Below are 21,262 nucleotides of genomic sequence, written 5' to 3'. Positions count from 1 at the left end.
GCCGAAGCCGGCGCCCTCGCGGCACTGCTGGCGGACGCGTTCCACGACGACCCGCTCACCCGCTGGATCACCCCGGACCCCGAGCGCAGGGCGCGGGTGCTGCCCGCTCTCTTCGGGGTGTTCCTCGACATGTCGTTCGCGTACGACGCGGTGACCTGCGCCCCGGGCCTGGAGGCCGTGCTGCTGTGGACGCCGCCGGGCGCTCAGGCCGAACTCGAAGCACGGGGCGAGGAGTTCGCCGAACGCTTCGAGGACGTCCTCGGGGCCCGCGAGGCCGCCTCGCTGGCGCTGATCGCCGAGCTCCAGGCGTCCCGGCACCCGGCCCGGCCGCACTACTACGCCGCGTTCGGCGCGGTGCGCGGCGATGCGCGCGGCCGGGGGCTGCTCGGCGCCCTCGTCGCCGACGTGCTGCGGGAGGCCGACGCGGCGGGGTGCGGAGCGTATGCGGAGGCCAGCTCGGGCGGCGGCGAGGCGTCGGCGCGGGGGCAGGGCTTCGTACGGCTGGGCGAGGACATCGTGCTGCCGGACGGCGGGCCACGCCTCCGGCCGATGTGGCGGGAGCCGCGATGAGGGGCGACAGCCGGCTGCAGATCTACACGCCGGGTCAGGTGGACCGGGGCCTCGTGCCGGCCGGGCAGCTCGGGCCGCTCCGCGAGGTGCTGGAGTGGAGCCGGACCTTCCTGGTGTCGAGCCATCCCGAGCTGGGGCGCAGCGGTCCGGTGTGCCCGTACACCCAGCCCTCGCTGCGCGCCGGCCGGTTCCTGCTCGCGGTGCCCGCCCAGAGCACCCCGGCCGCGCTGCCCGGTGCCGTGGAGGCGCTGCGCACCTGGTACGAACGGCTGGCGTCGGAGCTGCCGGAGGACGAGCGGGAGCTCCTCACCGTGCTGATGGTGCTCCCGGAACTGGACCACGGGGACCCGGCCGGCCTGGACCTGCTGCAGGCGGACGCGAAGGACGACTTCGTGGCCCAGGGGCTGATGATCGGCCAGTTCCATCCGCTGTGCGCCGAGCCGGGGCTGTGGAACGAGGACTTCGCGCCGCTGCGCTCGCCGGTGCCGCTGCTCGCGGTGCGGCGGCTGCTCGTGTTCGACCTGCCGTTCCTGGTCGGCGCGGACCGGCACATCGACCACTATCTGCGCCGGTTCGCCCCGGGCATCCCGGCACGGGTGCGTGACCAGCTGGTCAACCGCGTCGTGTCCTGAAGGACGGGGCATGCGAAGGGGGCTCCGTGGCCACGGAGCCCCCTTCGCGCGGTGCGGGCACTCACGACGGATGGAGGGCGGGCCGCGCGGTGCGCCGGCTGCTCTCCAGCGTGCGCAGCCACTCGCCGGGGTCGCCGCTGCGCAGCAGGGCGGTGCCGACGAGGAGGCCCTTGAAGCCGGCGTCGAGCAGCCGGGCCGCCGTCTGCGGGCTGTCGATGGCGCTGGCGCTCACCGGGCAGGGGGTGCCGCTCGCGCGCAGGGCGGGCAGCAGTTCGAAGCTGCGGGCCAGGTCTCCCCGGTCGCGTTCCCGGGTCTTGATGTCCTTGTTGTTGACGGCGATGACGCACTCGTCGGCGTGCGGCACCGCCTCGATCTCGGCCTCGGTGGTGGCCTCGACGAACGGGGTGAGGCCCGCGCTGAGCGCGGCGGTGGTGAGGCCGCGCAGGGCGGAGGCGGACAGTAGTCCCGCGGTGAGCAGGACGGCGGACGCGCCGAGCTCCCGCGCGGTCTCCAGCTGGTCCTTGCGGGTGATGAAGTCCTTCTGGAGCAAGGGGAGTTCGGTCAGCCGGGCGACATCGCGGAGCAGTTCGCGGGTGCCGCCGAACCAGCGTCCCGTGACGACCGAGATGCAGGGCGCCCCGGCCTTCTCGTAGGCGGTGACGATCTCTGCGGGGGTGTGGCCGGAGATGAGGTCGAAGCCGAACGCGTCGCGCCGCTTGACCTCCATCACCAGGGGCTGCGGGGCCGACAGCAGGGACTCGATGAAGGGAAGGCTCATGGCTGCTCCGTAGGCCGTGTGGTCGGGGTGTCCGTGGCGGAAGGAGTGCGGGGGTCCGGGTGGCCCGGCCCGGTGTCCCAGGCGTGGGCCAGTCCGGCCACCTCGGGTGCGCCGAAGCGGCCGTCGCCGCCGCGGGCCGCGGTGTCGACGTCGATGCCGCGCAGCCGGGGGTGGCGCAGGACCCGTTCGTACGCGGACCGGTTGGTCCGGGTGAGCCCGCCGGCGAGCCAGAACGGCAGGGTGAACCGTTCGGCGAGCCGGAGGACGGTCTCTTCGTCCAAGCGCTGCCCCGTGGAGCCGACGCGGCCGTCGGCGGTGGTGGCGTCGATGAGGAAGAGGTCGGTGCCGGCCCGTTCGTACGCTCCGATCAGGGGGCGTTCCGGGCAGGTGCCGTCCGCGACGTGCAGCACCTTGACGATGACGGCGTCGGGCAGTGCCGTACGCAGGGCGCGGACGGTGGCGGGCGGCTGGTAGGCGTGGAGCTGGACGGTGCGGATGCCGGTGCGGCGCATGACGTCCGCGACCGCGTCCGGGTCGCCGAGGAAGGTGACCAGGACGGGATGCAGGGTGCCGGTGGCGCGGACGGCCGCCGCGAGGGCGGCCACCTCGTGCAGGGGCAGGTCCGCGGGGCCGCCGGGGACGCCGTGCCACAGGCCGACGAGTCCGGCTCCGGCACCGGCCAGCACCTCGACGTCGCGGGTGCTGGTGGCGCCGCAGACCTTGAGGGTGAGCGGTGGGGACAGGGTGGTCATCGGCCCAGGCCCAGCTTGGACGCGATGCGGTTGTACTGGATCTCGTTGCTGCCCGAGTAGATCGTGCCGCCCACGGCGTTGCGGACGTCGATCTCCAGGCCGTACTCGCTCATGTAGCCGTGCCCGCCGAAGACCTGGACGGCGGTGAGCGAGCCGGCGAGGTTGGCCTCGCTGGTGACCAGCTTGGCGATGGCCAGGTCCTCGGTGACGTCCTCGCCCTCCTCCAGCCGCTCGGCGGTGTCGTACAGCCACTTCCTGGCCGACTCCAGGCCGATCTTGGCGTCGACGATCTTGTTGGCGACGGACTGGTAGGAGCCGATCGTCTTCCCGAAGGACCGGCGGGTGCGGGCGTACTCGACGCAGCGGTCGAACCGGTGCTGCATCTCCCCCACGTTCACGATGAACGAGAGGAGGATCTCCCGCTTCATCACGTGGTCGAGGACGATGAACCCGCCGCCCACCCGGCCGAGGACCCGGTCGCGCGGGATGCGGCAGTCGTCGAAGTACAGCTCGCTGAGCGGGGAGGTGCGCAGGCCCATCTTCTTGACGGGCCTGCCGACGGTCAGGCCCGGGGTGTCCCGGTCCACGAGGAACGCGGTCACGCCCAGGGCGCCGCCGTCGGGGTGGGTGCGCGCGTACACGACGAACACGTCGGCGACGGGGCCGTTGCTGACGAAGCACTTGCTTCCGTTCAGCACGAAGTCGTCGCCGTCGCGTTCGGCGCGCGTGGTCATCGCCATCGCGTCGCTGCCGGACTCCGACTCGGTGATCGCGTGGGCGCCGATCGCCTCGCCGGAGCTGATCCGGGGGAGGTAGGCCTCCTTCTGCGCGGGCGTGCCGAAGCGCATGAGGGGGACGCCGGTGCTGGCGAGCGTGGTGGTGACGCAGAAGTTCAGACCCGCGTCACGGCAGTGCTCGCCGAGCCCTTCCAGGACGTACATGGTGGTGAGGAGGGACTGGTCCAGGCCGCCGTGCTCCTCGGCGAAGGGCAGGGCGAGGATGCCGGTCCGGCGCACCAGTTTCCACTTCTCCCAGGAGAACTCCGCTCGTTCGTCCTGGGCGATGTGGTCGGCGCTGAGTGCCTCGCCCCACCGGGCCAGGCCGGCCCGGAGGTCGGCCTGGTCGGTGTTCCAGCGGATCACTGGGTCCCCTTTCAGAGGTGCGGGTGCCGGGTGCGGATCAGTAGGCGGACGAGGTGTGCGCGTCGAGGCTGTGCACCTCGTCGCCCTGGAGCGCCGGGGTGAACACGCAGACGAGCCGCAGGTCCTCGTGCGGGGAGGCGACGAGGTAGTGCGCGTCGTGCTCGTCCAGGGAGTACAGCCGGCCCGGTGTGATGGGGTGCACGGTGCCGTCGAGCTCGACCACCTCGCCGGAGCCCTCGATGCAGTAGCAGGACTCCAGGTGGTTGCGGTACTCCAGGCGGGACTTGGTGCCGGCGCGCACCGTGGTGTCGGTGATCGAGTAGCCGACGCCGTCGGACTCGGTGAGGAAGCGACGGCTGAGCCCGTTGCCCCAGTCGACGCTCTTGACGGTCTCCAGGTCACGGATGATCATGGTCAACTCCTTGTTCGGATAGGGGTATTGGCCGTGCTGGTCTCGTCCGGTCCGGGCTGGAGCGACCGGACGAAGTCGCGCAGTGCCGTGGTGGCGGAGCCCTCCTCTTCGAGGGCCCGCTCCACGCGGGCCACGCCCGCGGAGCCGACGATCGCTGCGTCGGCCCCGCTCGCGGCGACCGCCGCGACGTGGCTGCGCGTGCTGACCCCGAAGCCGACGGCGATCGGGGAGTTCGTGTGGGCCCGCAGCCCGGCGACGACCGGGGCGAGCGCGGCGTGCCCGGCGGGCGGCGCGGTGCCGCTGCGGCCGTAGTGCGCCACCAGGTAGACGTACGCGGAGGACTCGCGGGCGGCCCGGGTCCGGGTCTCCTCCGGGCTGGTCGGGTAGCAGGTGGTGACGACCGCGGTGCCGGCCGCCTCGGTGGCCTCGCGGTAGGCGTCCCGCAGCCGGGGCGGCAGGCCGTGCACCAGGAGGCCGTCGGCGCCGGACACGGTGATGTCCTTGACGGCCGCGCCCAGGTCCCGGTGCTTGAGGGAGTGGCTCCAGTCGGCGAGCAGCGCGATCCGCAGCCGCCGGAGCGCCGGCCGGACGCGGGCGACGAAGCCGAGGACGTCGTCCAGGCCGGTGCCCCGGTCCAGGGCGCGGCGGGCGGAGCGGCGTACGACCGGCCCGTCGGTGAAGGAGTCCGGGAAGGGCACCGCCAGTTCGAGGCAGTCGACGCCCTCCTCGTCGAGCATGTGCACGACGTCGGCGAGCTCGTCCAGTGGCGGGTCGCCCGCGTTGAGGAACAGGGTGAGCCCGGGCCGGCCGGGTTCGCGCCCGGTGAAGAAGTCAGCCATGGCGGACCGCCCCCGCCGTCGCCGCGGTCCGCCGGGAACGCAGCCGCTCGACCAGGGCCGCGGCGGCCCCGCTGGTGACGGCGTCGTCCGTGGCGTCGAGCGCGTCGCGCCAGGTGGTGTGGTGGCCGGCCGCGAGGGCGAGCGCGGCGGCGTTGAGCCGGACGGTGTGGGTGGCCGCCGGATGGGCGCGCCCGGCGAGCACGGCCAGGAAGTGGTCGGTGGCCGCGTCCTTGGGCGCGGGGGCCAGCGCCTCGAAGCCGCCGTCGGCCGGGATCAGCGCGCCGGGCTCCAGGACCTGGTCCTCGCCCCGCGCGATGTGGACGGTGTTGCGGGCGAAGCCGAGGAGTTCGTCGGCGCCCCGGTCGTTGCTGGTGAGCCACACCGTGCGGCCGGTGACCGTGGCGGCGAGGCGGCGCAGGTCGTCCAGGGGCATGGTGTGCGAGACGCCGGTGACCTGGGCGGTGACCGGCAGGTCGGCGAGGAGGGGGCCGAGCGCGTTGAGGAACCGCCCGAACGGCTTCATGCTCACCGGTGCGATCAGCCGGGCGAGCCGGGCGAGCTCGACCGGGTAGACGAACGGACCGGTGAAGGCGATCCCGTCCCGCTCCAGGTGCTCCTCGGTCTGCTCGTACGAGGAGGTCAGACGTACTCCGAGGCGTTCGAGGAGGTCGACGGAGCCGAGGCTGGAGGTGTAGGCCCGGGAGCCGGACTTGACGACACGCACCCCGGCGGCGGCCGCGACGAAGGCCGCCGCGGTGGAGACGTTGAAGGTGGCGGGACCGCCCCCGGTACCCACGACGTTGACGGTCGCGGGCCAGGCGGGCCCGGGGCGCGCGGGGCGCCGTTCCAGGAGTGTGCCGTGCAGGGCGGCAAGCGTCGCGGGGTCGGGGAGCCGGGTGGTCAGCGAGGCCAGCAGGGCGATGGCCTGCTCCCTGGGGAGCGTGCCGTCGCCGAGCCGGTCCCACAGAGACCGCCAGGTCTCGTGCTCGGCCACCGTGCGCCGCGCCAGCAGGCCGGTGAGCGCGTCGTGCATGGTTAGCCATTCACCTCCTGGCGGGCGCCGACGACGAAGGTGTCGATGGCGGTGACGCTGCGGAAGTTGTTGGGGTCGAGGTCCGTGTCGTCCACGGCGAGGCCGAAGCGGTCCTCCACCCAGGCGATCAGCTTGAGCAGGCCGAGCGAGTCGATGGCTCCGCTCGACAGCAGGTCCTGGTCGTCGGCGAGTTGGTCCTGGGTGAGGTCCGGCAGGAACTCCTCGATCAGGAACTGCTTGATGGTGGCCGTGTTGCTCATGACGTCCTTCCTTCTACGGTGGTCAGCCGGCGGGAGTGGTCCGGCGCCGGGGACGGCGGCCGGGACGGTCCGCCCAGCCGGTCGAGCGCGGTGCGGTCGACCTTTCCGGTGGCGGTCTTGGGCAGCGGTTCGTCGGTGATCCGCAGGACGCCGGGGACGGCCGCCCTGGGCAGGGCGCGGGCGCAGTGTTCTTTCAGGAGCAGGCTGTTGAGGCCGCTGCCGGGTGCGCGCCGCACCCCGGCGACGAGCCGTTTGCCGGTGAGCGGGTCGGGCTGCGCGGCGACGCCGGCCTCCAGGACGGCGGGGTGGCTCAGCAGCACCTGCTCGATCTCGGCGGTGTTGACGGCGACGCCGCGCACCTTGACCTGGAAGTCGCTGCGCCCGGTCAGGTACAGCAGCCCGTCGGCGTCGCGCCGTACGAGGTCGCCGGTGCGGAACCAGGTGCCGTCGTCGTGGCCGAGCGGGTGTCCGGTGAACCGGCCCCGGCTGCGGGCCGGGTCGAGGTAGCCGGTGGTCTGGAAGGGCGTCCGGACGTGCAGCTCGCCGGCGCCGGGGCCGGTGACCTCGTGGCCGTCGGCGTCCAGCACGAGGACGGAGACCCCGGGGAGCGGGGTGCCGATGGGCAGCGGGCCGAAGACGGTGGCCGTGGTGTCGACGTCGTACGTGAAGCTGTCGTTGGTCTCCGTGCAGCCGTAGATGTTGGTGAGGCGGGCGGCGGGCAGCAGCTCGCGCAGCTCGGCCAGGGTGCGTTCGGGCAGGACGTCGCCGGTGAAGGCGGCCCGGCGCACCGACGGGAGCAGCACGCCGGCCCGGCGGGCGGCGTCCAGCACGAGCCGGTAGAACATCGGCACGGCCTGGACGATCTCGACGTCGTGGCGCAGCAGCAGGTCGAGCAGGTGGCGTCCGTCGACGGCCTTGTCCGGGTCCACGAGGACGACGCGGCCGCCGTGCGCGAGGGTCGTCCACACGTCGAGGAAGCACAGGTCGAAGTTGAGCGGCGCGTAGTTGAGGACGGTGGTCCCGGGTGCGACGGCGAACGCGGGCCCGGCCCAGGTCACGAACCGGTCCACCGCCTGCTCGTCGAGCGGGACCGTCTTGGGCAGCCCGGTGGAGCCGGACGTGGTGAGCATGAAGGCGGTACGCGCGGGCACGGGGTAGGCCGCCGAGCGGGCCGGGACCGGCACGCTCCGCGGTTCGCCGCCGCCCGGAGCCAGCACGTGCCGGCAGCCGGCCTGGGCGAACAGCTGTGTCAGCGGCTGCTCGCCGAGGTGCGGGGAGGGCAGCAGGAACGGGCGGTGGGCGAGCAGGCAGCCGAGGACGAGCGCGATGGCGTCGGGTGACTTCTCGGCGAGGATGCCGACGGGTTCGCCGGCCGGCAGCCCGAGCAGGGCGAGGCGCTCGCGTTCGCGGCCGGCGCTCTCGTACAGCTCGCGGTAGCTGGTCTCCTCGCCGTGCCAGACCAGGGCGGGCGCGTCGGGGCGCTCGCGGACCTGGGTGAGGAAGCCGGGAAGCAGTCCGGTGGTGGCGCCCGGGCCGGTCATGGCCGCCGTCCCGCCAGCTGGGCCCAGCCGCTCTTCACGGCGATGCCTGAGGGGGTGCGGCAGGTGAAGCGGACGAGGGTGCGGTCGGCGTCCGGGGCGAGTTCGATGCCGAGCGGCACGTCCGGGACCACAGGGGCGGAGAACCGCCCGCTGACGGCGACGACGCGGGTGACGTCGCCGTCCGCGTACCGGTCGGCGATCTCCTCGACGGCCAGGGCGAGCACGCTCATCCCGTGCGCGATGACACGGGGGAAACCGGCGTCCTGGGCCGCCCGGTCGTCCAGGTGGATCGGGTTGAGGTCGCCGGAGGCGTGCGCGTAGCCGCTGATCCAGGCGGGGGTGAGCCGGTGCTCGGCGGCGGCCGGCTCACCGGCTCCGCCGGACGGGGCGGGCGCGGCCGGTGACGGGATCTGGCCGAAGGGCTCGATGGCGGTGGCGCCCATCAGCAGGGCGCTGGTGAGGAGTTCGGCGCGGGGGGTGCCGTCCTCGCCGGTGAGCCGGGCCCGGACGGCGACGCGGGTGCCCCTCGGTTCGCGGCGGGCGCCGGCCACGTCGAGGCCGACGGTGATCCGCTCGCCGGGCAGCAGGGGCTGCTCGATCCGGATGTCCTGGCCGAGGTGGACGACGGAGACGGGCTCGGGCTCGGGCTCGGCCGCCGCCAGGTCGCGTACGGTCGCGTCGGCGAGGGTGTGCGCGAGGACGAAGGCGTGCACCGGTGAGGCGCCGGGCGCCCCGGCCGCGGGCAGGTCCGCGCGGACGGCGGACCGGAAGGCGGCCACCTCGTCGGCGGTGAGGGTGCGGATCGCGGTGCGGGGCTGGGCGGCGGTGGCGGTCTGGGTGGTGGTCTGGGCGGTGGTCGTCATACCGGCGCCACCACCATGCTCGCGTTGTGGCCGCCGAAGCCGAAGGAGTTCGACAGCGCGGGTCCCAGGGCGACGGGCCGTGGACTGGTGTGCACCACGTCGATCTCCATTCCTGGCTCCAGGTGTTCGTGGTTGGCGGTGGGCGGCACCTCCTGGGCGCGCATCGCCTGGACGGCGGCGATGATCTCGACGGCGCCGGCCGCTCCGATGAGGTGGCCGATGACGCCCTTGGAGGCGGTGACGGGCGGGCCGTCGGAGCCGAAGACCTTGGTGAGGGCCGTGGCCTCGGCGCGGTCGTTGTGCGGGGTCGAGGTGCCGTGCGCGTTGACGTGCGCGATCTCGTCGGGGGCGAGCCCGGCGGCGGTGAGGGCGCCGGTCATCGCGGAGACCGCGCCGGCCCCGTCGGCCAGCGGCATCGACAGGTGGTACGCGTCCGAGGTGGCCGCGTAGCCGGCGATCCGGGCGTAGGTGCGGGCGCCCCGGGCGAGCGCGTCGTCGAGGCGTTCCAGGACGACAAAGCCGGCCCCCTCCCCCATGACGAACCCGTCGCGGTCCCGGTCGAACGGGCGGGAGGCGTGCGCCGGGTCGTCGTTGCGCCCGGAGACCGCGTTCAGGTTGCCGAAGGCGGCGAGGGTGACCGGGGTCAGGGTGGACTCGCAGCCGCCCGCGACCGCCACGTCCGCCTGGCCCGACCGGAGGAGGGCGGCGGCGTGCCCGATGGCGTCGACGCCGCTGGCGCAGGTGGTGGCGATGGTGGTCGCGGGGCCGGTCCAGCCGAGCCGCATGGCGATCTGGGCGGCCGCCGCGTTCGGCATGGTCAGCAGCGGCATCAGCGGGTTGACCCGGTGCGGGCCCGCCTCGCTGTAGTGCGCGGACTCGCGGTCGCTGGTGGCGCGGCCGCCGACCGCGTTGCCGACGACGATGGCGGTGCGCCCGGGCTCGGGCACCGGGGCGCCGGCGTCGCGGTGGGCGGAGAGGGCCGCCGTGGTGCCGTACAGCGCGAAGGGGTCCATGCGCCGTGCGTCCTTGGCGGACACGAGGGCGTCGGGGCCCTGGGTGTCGAGTCCGCTGACCCGGCAGCCGATCCGGACCCGGTGGCGGGAGAGGTCCAGGTGGTCGAGCGGGGCTGCGGTGGAACGGCCGGCGCGGAGCGCGGCCCACAGGGCCTCGGGGGTGCACCCCGCCGGGGTGACCACACCGATCCCGGTGATCACCACCGGGGCGCGGTGGGAGGCTGCGGCTGTCATCTTCGGTCTCGTCTCCGTCCGGTGTCCCGGGGCCTGGACCGGCCGGTCAGGCCGGGATGATGCCGCACTCGCGGGCGGACTTGATGAACGCCTCGGCGGCGAAGTCGATGTCCTCGGGCGTGTGCCGCGCGGTCACCGCGATCCGCAGCCGGGCCAGATCGTTGGGGACGGCCGGGGTGACCACGGGGATGCCGATGACACCGTTGCGGCGGCAGGCGGTGGCCAGGTCGTACGCCTTCTCGTCGGAGCCGGCGATCAGCGGCAGCACCGCGGTCTCGCTGTCCTGCGTACGCAGCCCCTGGGCGTTGACCAGGGCGCGCAGGCGGGCCGACTCGCGCTGGATGTGGGTGACCCGCTCCGGTTCGCGGCGCAGGATGCGCAGGCTCTCCAAGGCGGCGGCGGCCTGGGCCGGGGCGAGGGCGGCGGAGAACAGGAACGGCCGGGCGGCGTAGCGCAGGTGGCCGATCAGTTCGGCGGGTCCGGTGACCCAGCCGCCCATGGAGGGGATGCCCTTGGACAGGGTGCCGAGCTTGATGTCGGCCCGCACCCGGTGGTCGAAGTGCTCCTCGATGCCGCGACCGGTGGCGCCGATGGTGCCGAGCGCGTGTGCCTCGTCGACCATGAGCAGCGCGTTGTGCTCGTCGCACACCTTGCGCAGCTCGGGCAGCGGGGCGATGTCGCCGTCCATGGAGTAGACGCTGTCGACGATGACGAGCCGCACGCCGTCGGGCGAGGCGGCGGCCAGGCGCCGGTCGAGGTGGTCGACGTCGTTGTGCCGGAACCGGGTGACGGTGGCACCGGAGAGCCGGCAGCCGTCCACGATGGAGGCGTGGTCGTACTTGTCGATGAAGACGGTGTCGCCGGCACCGACGAGACCGCCGACGGTGCCCACGTTCGCCGCGTAGCCCGAGCTGAAGACCATGGACGCCTCGCGGTCCGCGAAGTTCGCGACCTCGGCCTCCAGTTCCTCGTGCAGCGGGATGGTCCCGGCCAGGGCGCGCACGCCGTGGTTGCCGCTGCCGTACAGGTCGACGGCGGCCTTGGCGGCGGCGACGACGCGTTCGTCGCCGCCCAGACCCAGATAGCTGTAGCCGGACATCATCAGCAGCCGTTGGCCGTCGAGATCGGCGTAGGCGCTGTCCCGCTCGACCGTGTAGGAGACGAAGCTGTTGCGGCGCTCCGGCTCGGACTCCAGTGCCGCCACACGCCTGTTCGTGGCGGCCAGCTTCGGCGCCAGCCGTTCCCAACCTCCGGTTGCGTTCACGTGGGTCTCCTCAGGCTGATTCAGTCGGCCGGCGAACGGCCTATTCATGACAGGATTTCTACGCCGCGCTCCGCAACGCGGCCGCAACAAGGGCGCCGGAGCCCTTCTCGAATTACGCTCGAATCCGCTCGGGAGTCACTAGAAATCTCCTGGTGAACGCATGGAGGGGGGCGGAAAAATGGAGTTCCGATTCAGCGGAACTTGGGCTTCCACTCATTCCCCCCGGTATGTTTCCGGGCTCAATTGACACGGCCTGAACGCCCCTGCGAAGGTCACGTCGACATCACGGGGAATGGCGAGAACTGAACGGCGCAAAGCGAAAGCAACGGCCGTGTTCCCCGCTCGGTTCCTGATCTGCCGCAGGGGGAGTGTCGACGTGTTGATCCGGCTCGTAGGACTTGTCAGCATCGAGCACGAGGCGGAACCGCCCCGGCACCTGTCGAGCGCACAGGCCCAAATCGCCTTCGCCCGGCTGGTCCTTGAGCGCTCCGCGGGAACCAGCCGCGACCAGCTCGCGGACACGCTGTGGCCGCAGGGCCTGCCCGACACCTGGGCGTCCGCGCTGCGCAGTGTCGTCAGCCGGGTGCGGTCCTTCGTCACCAGCGCGCACCAGAGGCCCGGCGAGACACCGCTGGTCGCCCAGAGCGGGCGCTACCTGCTGCATCTGCCGGGCGACGCGCTGACCGATGTGGAGACGGCCGAGGCGTCGGTCTCCGAGGCCCGGCAGGCGTGCCGGGAGGGCGCGCACTCGGTGGCCCTGCAACTGGCCTCCGGCGCGGTCGCCAATCTGCGCGGCGCGTTCCTGCCCGCCCACGAGGGCGAGTGGGTGAACACCACCCGCGAGCGCATCGAGGCGGTGCGCCTGAGCGCCCTGGAGCTGTCCAGCGCCTCGGCCGCCGCCCTCGGCAACAGCCACCACGCCCTGCGGTACGCCGACGAGGCGGTGCGCAGGGCACCGTTCCGGGAGAGCGCGCACCGCTGCCGGATGACGGCGCACGCCGCCGCCGGCAACCGGGCCGACGCCCTGCGCGTCTACCAGCAGCTGCGCGAGCTCCTGTCGGACGAGCTGGGCATCGAGCCCGCCCCGTCCACCCAGACGCTCTATCTGGGCCTGCTCCGCGAGCCCGACCCGGCCCGCGAGGCGCCCCGTGCGGTGGCCCCGTACGGCGGCCTCACGAGCGCCGACCCGCTCCTGATGCGCGCGTACGAGCCCCTGCTCCCGCCGGCCGCCTGAGGGCTCGTACGGCGGGCACGGAAACGTCCGCGGAATGCTCCTGCGAAATGGGATTCGCAGGAGCATTCCGCGGACGTTTCCGTGCGGAATGCGTTTCCCGGGGGGCTTTCCGACGAAAGCCCCCCGGGGTGGATATCAGGTGATGGTGACGCCGCTGTCGATGCTGATGACCTGGCCGGTCATACAGTCCTGGTCGAGGAAGAGGGCGGAGCTGCGCGCGACCTCTTCCACGGTCACGAAGCGGGGCACCGGTGCCTTCTTCTCCATCGACTCCACCACGTGGTCGGGGAGGGTCTGGGTCATTCCCGTGATCATGAATCCGGGCGAGAGCGCGTTGACCGTGACGCCCCGCCGCCCGCACTCGGCGGCCAGGGTCCGGGTGAAACCGATCAGGCCGGCCTTGGACGCGGAGTACGCCGTCTGCCCGGCCGTCGCGATCAGCCCCGACGGCGAGACCACGTTGATCACCCGGCCCCACCGTTTGCGCAGCATGTGCGGGACGCACACCCGGGCCGTGTGGAAGGAGCCGATGAGGTTGGTCTGGATCACCGCCGCCCAGTCCTCGGGCTTCTGCATGGCCATGACCTGGTCACGGCGGATCGCGCCGTTGTTGACGAGGACGTCGACCGGGCCCAGCCGCTCGGCGATCTGCGCGTGCATCGCCGTGACGGCCTCGTACGAGCCGACGTCACCGGTCACGAGGACGGAGTCGTTGGTGAGCTTCTCCTGCACCGCGAGCGCGGCGTCCTTCGCGCTGTTGTAGTGGACCGCCACCTTGCAGCCGAGCGCGTCCAGTTCGATCGCCAGTGCCTGGCCGAGCCCGCCGGAGGCGCCCGTCACCAGGGCGACGGGGTGCTCGGGCCGGGTGCCGGCGGGCTTCTGCGTACTCATCGTGTCCCTCCGCGCCATTCGAGGAGCATGGAGCCCCAGGTCATGCCTGCGCCGAAGCCGGCCAACAGGACCAGGTCGCCGTTCTGGATGCGGCCCTCGTCCAGCGCCTCGGCCAGGGCGATCGGGATGGAGGCGGACGCCGTGTTCCCGTACTTCTGCAGGTTGGCGACCAGGGCCTCGGGCCGCAGCCCGGTGTGGCTGAGGATCGAGTTGATGATGCGGATGTTGGCCTGGTGCGGGATGACGTGGCGTACGTCGGCCGCCTCGACCTTGGCGTTCTTCAGCGTCTCCCGGACCGTGCGGACCGTGTACCGCACGGCGTTCAGGTAGATCTCGTTCCCGTTGATCTGCGCGTAGTGCAGACCCTGGCGCACCGTTTCCTCGGTGGTGGGCATACGGCTGCCGCCCGCGAGGACCTTGAGGCTGCCGGTGCAGCTGCCGTCCGCGCCCAGGTTCCAGGCCAGGACGTTGCTGTCGGCCGCGGGGACGAGTACGACGGCTCCCGCGCCGTCCCCGACCAGGATCGACAGGTCCCGGTCGGCGGGGTTCGCGGTCAGCGTGTGGGTGTCGGAGCCGATGAGCAGGATCGGCCGGGGGTCGATCGCGATGAGGGCCATCGCGGAGACGAGCCCGTAGACGAAGCCCGCGCACTCGGAGTTGACGTCGTGCGCGCTGCCGGCGATGCCCAGTTCGTGGTGGACGAACGCGGACGTCGCCGGCGAGGGCTGCTCGGGCGTGGCGGTGGCGACGATCAGATGGGCGATGTCGCCGCCGCTCAGGCCCGCCTTGGCGAGGGCGCGCCGGCCGGCCTCGACGGCCAGCGAGGCTGTCGTCTGGCCGGGCCCGACGGCGCGCCGTTCACTGATCCCGCACCGGCTGGTGATCCAGTGCTCGTCCACGCCGAAGCGCTCGGCGAGCTCCGCACTGGTGACCACCTTCTCAGGGACGGAGATGCCCCATCCGGTGATGTCGAAGCCGTTCATGCGCGCCCGCTCAGGCCTGCGCCGGCACGAGCGCCAGGATGCGGTCGTAGACGTGGCGCAGCGTCGTGGTGTCGTCCAGGTCGGCGAACAGGGACTCGTCGGCCGGGATGTCCGGGTAGGTGTTCTGGAACCCGTACAGCCACTCCATGAGGTCCAGCGAGTCCACGTCGGGGATGTGCTGGAGCGGGTGGTCCGGGTCGACCTTCTGGGCGCCGGACACGGCCTCGAGCTGGCTCGCCAGTTCTTCGATGGTGGGCAGAGACATGGGGTGAGGTCCTTCCTCCGCAGGGCTTGGCCTTGTCGAAACGCATGGAACCCGTACGCACGCAACCGGCGCGCAACAGCCGGCGCCCCCGCCGTGTTGCACGTCTCTTGCGACGCGGGGGTTTTCTTCGTCTCGCGATGACATCGCAGGCACCACGCCATGAGCATGAGCCGGACGGGAGTTGAGGACGAAGATGACCACGGTCGCAAACCAGTCGGTCCCCGAGGTCGACGCGATCAGGCACCACTACGAGGTGAGCAACGACTTCTACCGCCTCCTGCTGGGCCCGACGATGATGTACTCCGGCGGTTACTGGGAGGAGGGCGAGGGTCTCACCGAGGCCCTCGACGAGGCCCAGGAGCGCAAGCTGGACAAGTTCGTCGAGCTGGCGGGAGCGGCCAACGCCCGGCGTGTCCTGGACGTGGGCTGCGGGTGGGGCACCATGCTCAACCGCGTCACCACGGTGCACGGCGTCGAGCAGGCAGTCGGGCTGACGCTCAGCCGCACGCAGGAGCAGTTCATCGCCGGCCTGGACAACCCGCGGATCACCACGCGGGTGGAGTCCTGGGAGGACCACACCACCGACGACCCGTACGACGCGGCGTTCTGCATCAACGCCCTGGAGCACTTCGTCTCCTCGACGCTGCCGCCGCGCGAGCGCACCAAGAAGTACCGGGTGTTCTTCCAGAAGGTCGGCGCCACCCTGAAGCCGGGTGCCCGCTTCGTGCTGCACACCATGACGGCCGAGGCACTGCCCATGAACCGGCAGCTGCTGGACGACCTGAAGTTCCTCCAGCGCTCGGAGTTCGAGAACTGCCACATCCCGCACCTGCACGAGCTGACGCAGGCAGCCGAGGGCCTGTTCGACGTGGTCGAGGTCGTCAACGAGCGCGAGTCGTTCGCGGTGGCCTGCCGCGCCTGGCTGCAGCTGCTCGCCGAGCGCCGTGACGAGGCCGTCGCCATGGAGGGCGAGGAGGTCGTGGCCCGCTTCGAGCGCTACCTCGACATCTTCGCGTACACGCTCGAGGACAAGTTCTTCAACAACTTCCGCGTCACCATCGCGCGCCGCTAGGAGGCTGACGTGACGAGCACTCTAGAGCCGCCGCGCAGCGACGAGGACACCCGCCCGGCCGGCGGCGGCGGACCGCAGCGGCATCTGCGCGTCGCCGTCATCGGCAGCGGGTTCTCCGGCCTCGGCATGGCGATCCGGCTGCTGCAGAAGGGCGTGGACGACTTCCTCGTCTTCGAACGCGCCGACGAGGTGGGCGGCACCTGGCGGGACAACTCCTACCCGGGCGCGGCCTGCGACGTGATGTCCCACCTGTACTCGTTCTCGTTCGCGCAGAACCCGGAGTGGAAGTCCACGTTCGGCAAGCGCGACGAGCTGTACGCGTACCTGCGGGACACCGCCGACCGGTTCGGGGTGCGTCCGCACATCCGCTTCGGCCACGAACTGCTCGGGGCCCGCTGGGACGAGACGACCCGGCGCTGGCACATCGAGACCTCGCAGGGCGACTACACCGCGCAGGTCCTGGTGAGCGGCACCGGCTATCTCAGTGAGGCGGCGGTCCCCGACATCCCGGGCCTCGCCGACTTCGAGGGCACCGTCTTCCACTCCTCCCGCTGGCGGCACGACCACGACCTGAGCGGTCGCAACGTCGCCGTGATCGGCACCGGCGCCTCCGCCATCCAGTTCGTGCCGAAGATCCAGCCCGAGGTGGGGCGGCTCGACCTCTACCAGCGCACCCCGCCGTGGATCGGCCCGAAGAACGACAAGGTGACGAGCCCGCTGCAGACCAGACTGCTGCGCGGGGTCCCCGGCTACCAGAACTTCCGGCGCAACTTCAACATGTGGGGCCGGGAGATCCTGGCCTTCGTGATGAAGCGGCCCAAGGTCGCCGGGAAGATGCAGAAGATGGCCAGCGACCACCTGAAGAAGTCGGTCGCCGACGAGACGCTGCGCGCGAAGCTCACCCCGGACTACGTGATGGCGTGCAAGCGCCTGCTGTTCTCCAACACGTGGTACCCGGCGATCCAGCAGCCCAACGTGGACCTGGTCACCGACGGCATCGCGAAGGTCACCGCCCACTCGATCGTCACCGCCGACGGGGCCGAACGGGAGATCGACACGATCATCCTGGGCACCGGCTTCAAGGCCACCGACCGCCCGGTCGCCGGGCGGATCACCGGCCGCGAGGGCAGGTCGCTGCGCGAGGTGTGGCAGGAGGACGGCATGGCCGCGCACCGCGGCACCACCGTCGCCGGCTTCCCGAACCTGTTCCTGCTGCTCGGTCCGAACACGACCCTGGGGCACTCCTCGCAGGTCGTGATGATCGAGGCGCAGATCGGCTACGTGCTGGACGCGCTGAAGGTCATGGACCAGAAGAACCTGGCCTCGGTGGAGGTTCGAAAGACAGTCCAGGACGACTGGAACGAGCGGCTGCAGGCCCGCCTCGATGGCACCGTGTGGAACGCAGGCAACTGCAAGAGCTGGTACCTCGACGCACACGGGCGCAACCCGTCGATCTGGCCGACGTACACCTGGCGCTTCCGCCGCCAGACCAAGCACTTCGCCCCCTCCGAGTACCAGCTCGCCACCCTCGCGGGCGCCGGCCTGCCGGCCCTGACCCACACGTAATGGACGGGAGACAGACCGAATGAGAAGCAGCAGCACCCCCATCACGCGGCGCAGCATCCTCGGGGGCATGGCGGCCGCCACGGTCATCGGCTGGAGCACGTCGCACCAGGCGTGGGCACGTGAGTCGGACTCCTTCGCCCACACGGCGGCGAGCCTGCCGTCGCTCGACGGCACGCTGGAGACCTCGGCGGGTGTCACCTCCACGTTCAACCACGACTTCGGCCACATGGTGACCGGCGCGTGCTGGGCGGTGCTGCGTCCCGGCTCGGTGCGGGACATCGTCAAAATGGTCAACTACGCCCGGGCCAACGGGCTGAAGATCGCGATGAACGGCCGCGGCGGGCAGAACGGCGACGAGGAGTCGCACTCCTGCTACGGGCAGGCGCAGGTTCCGCAGGGCGGCATCGCGATCGACGCGCGCGGTCTGACGAAGATCGTCCGCATCGGCTCGTCGTCCGCCGTGGTCGAGGCCGGGGTCACCTGGGCCCAGCTCACCGACGCCGCCCTCACCCGCGGCCTGACCCCGCCGGCCCTCACCGACTACCTGCACCTGTCGATAGGCGGCACGCTCAGCGTCGGCGGCATCGGCTCCACCGTGGCGCGGTACGGGCTCCAGATCGACACCGTGAAGTCGATCGACATCGTCACCGGCAACGGCGACCTGATCACGGCCAGCCCGCACTGCTACCCGGAGCTGTTCAACACGGCGCTCGGCGGCGGCGGCCAGGTCGGCATCATCGTGCGCGCCGAGGTCGCCCTGATCCCGGCACCGCCGAAGATGACCGTCTTCACCCTGTACTACAACGACGTGTCCGCGTTCCTCGCCGACTCCGAGAAGCTCATGGCGGAGAAGCGGTTCGAGGGCCAGGTCGGCGAGATCGCCCGCACCCCGGACAACTCCGGCTGGTGGTACAAGCTGGAGGGCCAGGCGTACTGGCAGGGCAGCACCGCGCCCAACCGCACCGCGCTGCTCACCGGTCTGCACGACGAGCGGGCGTACGCGACGATCGAGGACCTGCCCTTCCGCGAGGCCGTGTTCCGCACCGACGGCGACGAGGCGTGGCTCAAGGAGAACGACTTCTGGGGCCAGCCCAAGCCGTGGCTGAGCCTGTTCGTCCCGGCGTCCAAGGCGAAGGCGTTCGCGGACCTGCTGACCGCCGAGCTGAACGGCGACGACCTGGGCGCCGGCTTCCTGCTCTACTACCCGTACCCGACGTCGAAGCTGACCCGCCCGCTGTCGGTGCAGCCCTCCGAGCCGACCGCGTACCTGTGCGACGTGCTCCGCTTCCCGGCCCCGGGCGCGGACATCGCGCGGATGCTGGACCAGAACCGCCGCCTGTACGACAAGGCGGTCGCGCTGGGTGCCAAGCGGTACCTGGTGGGCGCGATCCCGAACATGACGCAGGCGGACTGGCGGGCCCACTTCGGTTCCCGCTGGAAGGTCCTCGCCGCGGCGAAGCGGCGCTACGACCCGGCGGGCATCCTCACCCCCGGTCAGGGCTTCTTCGGCTGATCCGGGACGCCCCGGGCCCCGGGGCCTGTCGTTCGGATCAGGCCGGCGAGATCCAGACCGCCACCCGGAACACCCCGACAGGAGAATCGGCATGACAGTGTACGACTTGATCGACGAGGCGATCGTGGACGCTCCGCCGGAGGCGGTGTGGGAGGCGTTGATCGCCGAGTTCCGCGGCGCCGGCCGCTGGTGGGTGCCGGCCAACACCTTCGCCACCGTGTCCGGTTCGCCGGACGAGGTGGGCGGCGAGGTCGCTGTCACGGTGCACACCAAGGGCGTCGACAAGGGCGGCCCGAAGCTGCGGTTCACCGCGCGCACCCGGGCCGTCGAGCCCCATCGGCTGCTGTCGGTCGATTACGTGGCCGGGGTGTTCCGGGGCACCAGCGACTTCTACGTCGAACCGCTCGACGGGGGCCGCACCAAGGTCGGCATGCACTTCGTGGGCCGGCCGAACGGCTTCCTGAAGCTCCTCGCGAAGGTCGCCGACATCGGCGCGGAGCACTCCACCGCCACCCGCGAGGCGTTCGTCCGGCTCGGGCAGATCCTCGCGGCGGAGCGCGCCGCGGCCGTACGGACCGGTGAGGCGGCGGAGGCCCGGAAGCTGGAGGGCAGTACCCGATGACGACGGTGGCCGCAGCACCGGCGACCGAGACGCAGGTGCGCACCGACGACGGGGCCCGCCTGGCGGTGTCCGTCCTGCCGCCGCTCACGCCCCCGACCGGCGTCACCGTGGTGCTGGTGCACGGCTGGGGTGCGTCGCGCCGGGTGTGGAGCACGGTGGCCGACCGGCTGATCCGGCTCGGGCACCGCGTCGTCTCCTACGACCTGCGGGGCCACGGCGCCTCCTCGCAGGGCGCCGAGCCCTTCGGGATCACCCGGCTCGGGGCGGACCTGGGCGCGGTCCTGGCCCATGTGGAGGCGCCGGACGCGGTCGTCGTCGGGCACTCCGGGGGCGGGTTCGCCGCCCTGTCGTACGCCGCGTCGGAGGACCGGAACGCCGGCGCGCTGAGCGGCCTGGTGCTGCTGGCCACGGCGGCGCACGACCAGGACACCCCGGACAGCGAGGTCCGCATGATGGGGAGCGCGCTGTTCCAGCGGGCCGTCTCGCGACCGGCCCTGGGCCGCAAGCTCCTCGGGCAGAACATGCTCGGCCCGAAGGCGGACCGGCGGCTGAGCGAGGTGAACCGGCAGATGTTCGCGGCGGCCGGGCCCGCGGTGCGCGCGGAGGCGTTCCGTTCGTCGCGGGGCATGGACCTGCGCGAGGCCCTGGTGTCGGTGACCGTGCCGGCGGTGGTCCTCGCGGGCACCGGCGACAAGGTGATCGCGCCGAAGCTCGGCCGGGTCGTCGCCGAGGCGCTGCCCCGGGCGCGCTTCGAGGAGGTGCCGGACGTGGGGCACATGCTGCCCCTGGAGGCGCCGCAGACGGTGGTGGGCGCGGTCAGCGAGCTGACGCGGGACCACGGATAGCGGGGCGCACACGGAAAGGCGGCCGGTCCCGGGCGGGGGCCGGCCGCCTTTCCGTGACCCGGTCAGGCGCGGGCCCGCAGTGTGAGCGCCCGGCCCAGGCAGGCGAGCGCCGCCGTGCAGGCCAGGGTGCGGGCGGCGTTCGCCGGCGTCCAGGCGCCCCGGAAGCGGTCGCGGATCAGGGCGAGCTCGGGCCCGGACGCCTCGGCGGTCAGTTGGGCGAGCCGGCGGTTGAGGGGGATGTTGACCTTCATCGTGACGGCGACGGCCGCCGAGTACAGGGCGAGGGCCGCCCAGGTCCAGCGGGCGGCGCGGGTGTGGCCGAGGCGGCGCAGGGAGACGCCCGAGACCCCGGTGGCCAGGAACGCCCCGAAGAAGACGAGCCCGAAGAAGCCGTTCTCGATGGCGTCGTTGATGTGCCCCATGGCGCTCGCGAAGGCCGCGTCGTCGGTGCGGTCGAGCCCCGGCATGACGGACACGTCGAACGCGAAGTACAGCCCGGCGCTCAGCCCCATCGCGATGGTGGCCGCGTACAGCGACGCTTCGGTGCGTCCGCCCGGCCGGGCCGGGTGCGAGGTGGTCGGCGCGGTGGCGGTCATGGCTTCTCCTGAGGGTGCGGGACGGGGCGCAGTACGGGGGCGATCAGCCGTTCGTAGCGGCGGCGCAGCACCGTCCGGCCGAGCAGCCGCACCGGTGGCGGGATGGTGGCGGTGACATGGGCCGTGGCGGCGGGGTCGGCCCCGTCGAACATCCAGGGCTGGAGCCGGCCGAGCACGCCGGGCGGCGCGGTCCGCAGCAACCGCCGTTCCACGGACGCGTAGCGCGTGGCGCCGAGCGCGGTGAAGGCGGGGAAGGCGATGCGCTCCTCGGCGGCGAGGTGGTCGCGCAGGACGGCGGCGAAGGTCTCGGCCGCGGGGCGCGGCGCCCCGGGGCCGGCGCCC

Annotated in this window: 23 protein-coding genes and 1 pseudogene; 8 read left to right on the top strand and 16 right to left on the bottom strand. The window is 72.4% G+C overall.

The window, feature by feature from the left end; all coding sequences use genetic code 11:
* The first annotated feature begins 24 nt into the window (after positions 1-24).
* On the top strand, positions 25-570 hold the full coding sequence (locus G3I41_RS33540) for a hypothetical protein (protein WP_239081967.1): 546 nt from the start codon (positions 25-27) through the stop codon (positions 568-570).
* Positions 567-1,202, top strand: a complete 636-nt coding sequence (locus tag G3I41_RS33535; protein ID WP_164404299.1) for a DUF6875 domain-containing protein — start codon at positions 567-569, stop codon at positions 1,200-1,202. The genes G3I41_RS33540 and G3I41_RS33535 overlap by 4 nt, the downstream gene beginning before the upstream one ends.
* 61 nt (positions 1,203-1,263) lie before the next feature.
* Here G3I41_RS33535 and G3I41_RS33530 read toward each other — a convergent pair whose 3' ends face one another.
* From G3I41_RS33530 to G3I41_RS33480, 11 genes are read right to left on the bottom strand one after another with little or no spacing between them, the layout of a single operon-like run.
* Positions 1,264-1,980, bottom strand: coding sequence for an indole-3-glycerol-phosphate synthase (locus tag G3I41_RS33530; protein WP_164404298.1), 717 nt, complete (start codon positions 1,978-1,980; stop codon positions 1,264-1,266).
* Positions 1,977-2,732 (bottom strand): N-(5'-phosphoribosyl)anthranilate isomerase, encoded by a 756-nt coding sequence (locus tag G3I41_RS33525; protein ID WP_164404297.1) that lies wholly within the window; start codon positions 2,730-2,732, stop codon positions 1,977-1,979. Before G3I41_RS33525 ends, G3I41_RS33530 begins: the two co-directional genes overlap by 4 nt.
* A complete protein-coding gene (locus G3I41_RS33520) occupies positions 2,729-3,874 on the bottom strand; it encodes an acyl-CoA dehydrogenase family protein (RefSeq protein ID WP_164404296.1) in 1,146 nt (381 codons plus the stop codon). The genes G3I41_RS33525 and G3I41_RS33520 overlap by 4 nt, the downstream gene beginning before the upstream one ends.
* Positions 3,875-3,911: 37 nt before the next feature.
* Positions 3,912-4,286 (bottom strand): ectoine synthase, encoded by a 375-nt coding sequence (locus G3I41_RS33515; protein ID WP_161209518.1) that lies wholly within the window; start codon positions 4,284-4,286, stop codon positions 3,912-3,914.
* A 2-nt stretch (positions 4,287-4,288) separates the two neighbouring features.
* Positions 4,289-5,125, bottom strand: coding sequence for a tryptophan synthase subunit alpha (gene trpA, locus G3I41_RS33510; RefSeq protein WP_164404295.1), 837 nt, complete (start codon positions 5,123-5,125; stop codon positions 4,289-4,291).
* The gene (locus G3I41_RS33505; RefSeq protein ID WP_164404294.1) at positions 5,118-6,158 is read right to left on the bottom strand and encodes a hypothetical protein; all 1,041 of its coding nucleotides are present in this window, start codon (positions 6,156-6,158) and stop codon (positions 5,118-5,120) included. The genes trpA and G3I41_RS33505 overlap by 8 nt, the downstream gene beginning before the upstream one ends.
* Before the next feature lie 2 nt (positions 6,159-6,160).
* Positions 6,161-6,418, bottom strand: a complete 258-nt coding sequence (locus G3I41_RS33500; protein ID WP_164404293.1) for a phosphopantetheine-binding protein — start codon at positions 6,416-6,418, stop codon at positions 6,161-6,163.
* Positions 6,415-7,959: an AMP-binding protein gene (locus G3I41_RS33495; RefSeq protein WP_164404292.1), complete on the bottom strand. Its 1,545-nt coding sequence runs from the start codon at positions 7,957-7,959 to the stop codon at positions 6,415-6,417. Before G3I41_RS33495 ends, G3I41_RS33500 begins: the two co-directional genes overlap by 4 nt.
* Positions 7,956-8,822 (bottom strand): MaoC family dehydratase, encoded by an 867-nt coding sequence (locus tag G3I41_RS33490; protein WP_164404291.1) that lies wholly within the window; start codon positions 8,820-8,822, stop codon positions 7,956-7,958. The genes G3I41_RS33495 and G3I41_RS33490 overlap by 4 nt, the downstream gene beginning before the upstream one ends.
* Positions 8,819-10,069, bottom strand: coding sequence for a beta-ketoacyl-[acyl-carrier-protein] synthase family protein (locus G3I41_RS33485; RefSeq protein ID WP_164404290.1), 1,251 nt, complete (start codon positions 10,067-10,069; stop codon positions 8,819-8,821). The genes G3I41_RS33490 and G3I41_RS33485 overlap by 4 nt, the downstream gene beginning before the upstream one ends.
* A 46-nt stretch (positions 10,070-10,115) precedes the next feature.
* The gene (locus G3I41_RS33480; protein WP_164404289.1) at positions 10,116-11,333 is read right to left on the bottom strand and encodes an aminotransferase class I/II-fold pyridoxal phosphate-dependent enzyme; all 1,218 of its coding nucleotides are present in this window, start codon (positions 11,331-11,333) and stop codon (positions 10,116-10,118) included.
* Positions 11,334-11,709: 376 nt separating this feature from the next.
* Between G3I41_RS33480 and G3I41_RS33475 the strand changes: the two genes are divergently transcribed.
* Positions 11,710-12,567 (top strand): bacterial transcriptional activator domain-containing protein, encoded by an 858-nt coding sequence (locus tag G3I41_RS33475; protein WP_164404288.1) that lies wholly within the window; start codon positions 11,710-11,712, stop codon positions 12,565-12,567.
* A 135-nt stretch (positions 12,568-12,702) separates the two neighbouring features.
* On the opposite strand, the gene G3I41_RS33470 is transcribed toward G3I41_RS33475, so the two are convergent.
* From G3I41_RS33470 to G3I41_RS33460, 3 genes are read right to left on the bottom strand one after another with little or no spacing between them, the layout of a single operon-like run.
* Positions 12,703-13,458 (bottom strand): SDR family NAD(P)-dependent oxidoreductase, encoded by a 756-nt coding sequence (locus G3I41_RS33470; RefSeq protein ID WP_073969549.1) that lies wholly within the window; start codon positions 13,456-13,458, stop codon positions 12,703-12,705.
* The gene (locus G3I41_RS33465; protein ID WP_164404287.1) at positions 13,455-14,441 is read right to left on the bottom strand and encodes a ketoacyl-ACP synthase III; all 987 of its coding nucleotides are present in this window, start codon (positions 14,439-14,441) and stop codon (positions 13,455-13,457) included. Before G3I41_RS33465 ends, G3I41_RS33470 begins: the two co-directional genes overlap by 4 nt.
* Positions 14,442-14,451: 10 nt before the next feature.
* Positions 14,452-14,706, bottom strand: coding sequence for a hypothetical protein (locus G3I41_RS33460; RefSeq protein WP_018105947.1), 255 nt, complete (start codon positions 14,704-14,706; stop codon positions 14,452-14,454).
* 193 nt (positions 14,707-14,899) lie between these two features.
* Between G3I41_RS33460 and G3I41_RS33455 the strand changes: the two genes are divergently transcribed.
* From G3I41_RS33455 to G3I41_RS33435, 5 genes are all read left to right on the top strand, one after another.
* A complete protein-coding gene (locus G3I41_RS33455) occupies positions 14,900-15,778 on the top strand; it encodes a class I SAM-dependent methyltransferase (RefSeq protein ID WP_164404286.1) in 879 nt (292 codons plus the stop codon).
* Positions 15,779-15,787: 9 nt separating this feature from the next.
* Complete coding sequence (locus G3I41_RS33450) at positions 15,788-17,344, top strand: NAD(P)/FAD-dependent oxidoreductase (RefSeq protein ID WP_164404285.1); 1,557 nt, start codon at positions 15,788-15,790, stop codon at positions 17,342-17,344.
* 19 nt (positions 17,345-17,363) lie between these two features.
* On the top strand, positions 17,364-18,857 hold the full coding sequence (locus G3I41_RS33445; protein ID WP_164404284.1) for an FAD-binding protein: 1,494 nt from the start codon (positions 17,364-17,366) through the stop codon (positions 18,855-18,857).
* A gap of 91 nt (positions 18,858-18,948) precedes the next feature.
* The gene (locus G3I41_RS33440) at positions 18,949-19,479 is read left to right on the top strand and encodes an SRPBCC family protein (protein ID WP_239081963.1); all 531 of its coding nucleotides are present in this window, start codon (positions 18,949-18,951) and stop codon (positions 19,477-19,479) included.
* The gene (locus G3I41_RS33435) at positions 19,476-20,324 is read left to right on the top strand and encodes an alpha/beta hydrolase (RefSeq protein ID WP_164404283.1); all 849 of its coding nucleotides are present in this window, start codon (positions 19,476-19,478) and stop codon (positions 20,322-20,324) included. Before G3I41_RS33440 ends, G3I41_RS33435 begins: the two co-directional genes overlap by 4 nt.
* Positions 20,325-20,386: 62 nt before the next feature.
* Here the strand turns inward: G3I41_RS33435 and G3I41_RS33430 are convergent, their stop codons facing one another.
* Both G3I41_RS33430 and G3I41_RS33425 read right to left on the bottom strand, forming a co-directional pair.
* On the bottom strand, positions 20,387-20,920 hold the full coding sequence (locus tag G3I41_RS33430) for an anthrone oxygenase family protein (RefSeq protein WP_164404282.1): 534 nt from the start codon (positions 20,918-20,920) through the stop codon (positions 20,387-20,389).
* A pseudogene (locus tag G3I41_RS33425) lies at positions 20,917-21,262 on the bottom strand (hemerythrin domain-containing protein); the annotation flags it as partial. The gene G3I41_RS33430 and the pseudogene G3I41_RS33425, both read right to left, overlap by 4 nt.

Origin of the sequence: Streptomyces sp. SID9727 (genome assembly GCF_010550605.1) — a bacterium.
GTDB lineage: Bacteria > Actinomycetota > Actinomycetes > Streptomycetales > Streptomycetaceae > Streptomyces.
This window is presented reverse-complemented; position numbering and strand designations above follow the sequence as displayed.